The sequence below is a fragment of the Kitasatospora sp. NPDC091257 genome, assembly GCF_044757675.1.
Lineage (GTDB): Bacteria > Actinomycetota > Actinomycetes > Streptomycetales > Streptomycetaceae > Kitasatospora > Kitasatospora lactacystinica.
This window is the reverse complement of sequence record NZ_JBIVVI010001518.1, coordinates 1-1,829: the sequence shown is the minus strand read 5'-3', so window position 1 is coordinate 1,829 and position 1,829 is coordinate 1. Positions and strand designations below refer to the sequence as shown.

Annotated in this window: 1 protein-coding gene; it reads right to left on the bottom strand. The window is 74.6% G+C overall.

Annotated elements, in window-relative coordinates; genetic code table 11:
- Nucleotides 1–1,829, bottom strand: a 1,829-nt coding sequence (locus ACIQOV_RS39880) for a beta-ketoacyl synthase N-terminal-like domain-containing protein (RefSeq protein WP_401055832.1), incomplete at both ends; no start/stop codon positions are given.

Genomic DNA, 1,829 nt, shown 5'->3' with positions numbered 1-1,829 from the left:
GCCGGTGCCGTGCGCCTCCACCACGTCCACCTCGGACGGGGCGAGCCGCGCGGAGGCCAGCGCCTGCCGGATCACCCGCTCCTGGGAGGGGCCGTTCGGCGCGGTGAGCCCGTTGGAGGCGCCGTCCTGGTTGACCGCGCTGCCCCGGATCACCGCGAGCACCCGGTGGCCGTCCCGACGGGCGTCGGACAGGCGCTGGAGCACCAGCACGCCGACGCCCTCGGACCAGACGGTGCCGTCGGCCCCGGCGGAGAACGCCTTGCAGCGCCCGTCCGAGGCCAGGCCGTCCTGCCGGTCGAACTCGGCGAACACCCCCGGGGTGGACATCACGGTCACACCGCCGGTCAGTGCCATCGCGCACTCGCCGCGCTGCAGCGCCTGGATCGCCCAGTGCATCGCCACCAGGGAGGAGGAGCAGGCGGTGTCCACGGTGACCGCCGGGCCCTCCAGGCCGAACACGTACGAGACGCGGCCGGAGAGGATGCTGGTGGCGGCGCCCGTCATCAGGTGCCCCTCCGACTCCGGCAGGTCCATCCCGGCGCCGTAGCCGAACGCCGAGGCGCCGACCAGGACGCCGGTGGACGACCGGTGCATGGACAGCGGGTCGAGGCCGGCGGCCTCGAAGGCCTCCCAGGAGGCCTCCAGCAGCAGCCGCTGCTGGGGGTCCATCGCCAGCGCCTCGCGCGGCGAGATCCCGAACAGCCCGGCGTCGAAGTCGGCGGCGTCGTGCAGGAAGCCGCCGCGCGGCGTGTAGGTGGCGTCGGCGACCTCGATCTCCCAGCCGCGGTCGGCCGGGAAAGCGGTCACGCCGTCGAAGCCCTCGGCCAGCAGCCGCCAGAGCCGCTCGGGGTTGTCCGCACCGCCGGGGAAACGGCAGCTCATGCCGATGATCGCGATGGGCTCGCCGGTGTCCACGGCCGTCTCGACGAGCGGCGCCACGGAGGCGGCCCGCGCGAAGAGCAGCTCGTCGAGGTGCTCGGCCAGCACGGCCGGTGTCGGGTAGTCGAAGACCAGGGTCACCGGCAACCGCAGCCCGGTGACGGCGTTCAGCCCGTTGCGCAACTCCACGGCGGTCAGCGAGTCGAAGCCGAGCTCCCGGAACGCGTGCCGGGGGCCGACCGCGTCCGTGGCGCCGTGGCCGAGCACGGTGGCCGCGCTGCCGCGGACCAGCTCCAGCAGCTGCGCGCGCCGATCCTCGGCCGACAGCGGCCGCAGCCGGGCCAGCAGTCCGGACTCCGCACCCGCGCCCCGGCCGGCGGCCCGCCGGGCGGACGGCCGGACCAGGCCGCGCAGCAGCGGGGGCACCCCATGGGTGGAGACGGCCTGCGCGGCGGCCAGGTCCAGGACCGTCGGCAGGAGGTGCGGTACGGGCAGGGTGATCGCCCGGTCGAACAGGGCCAGGGCCTGCGCGGTCGGCATGCCCGAACCGCTGCGTGCCGAGGAGAGATGACCGGTCAGCTCACTGGCCTGCTCCCACAGGCCCCAGGCCAGCGACTGGCCCGCCCGGCCGGAAGCCCTGCGACGGGCCGCCAGCGCGTCCAGGAAGGCGTTCGCGGCCGCATAGTTGGCCTGCCCACCCGAACCGAACGTCGCCGCCACCGACGAGTACAGCACGAACAACGGCAGCTCCAGATCCGCCGTCAACTCGTCCAGATTCAGCGCCGTATCCACCTTCGGACGCAGCACCGACGCCAGACGCTCCGGCGTCAACGCACCGAACACCCCGTCGTCCACCACACCCGCCGCATGCACCACACCCGCCAACGGACGGGCCAGACCGTCCAGCACCCGGGACAGAGCGGCCCGGTCGGCCGCATCGCACGCGACCA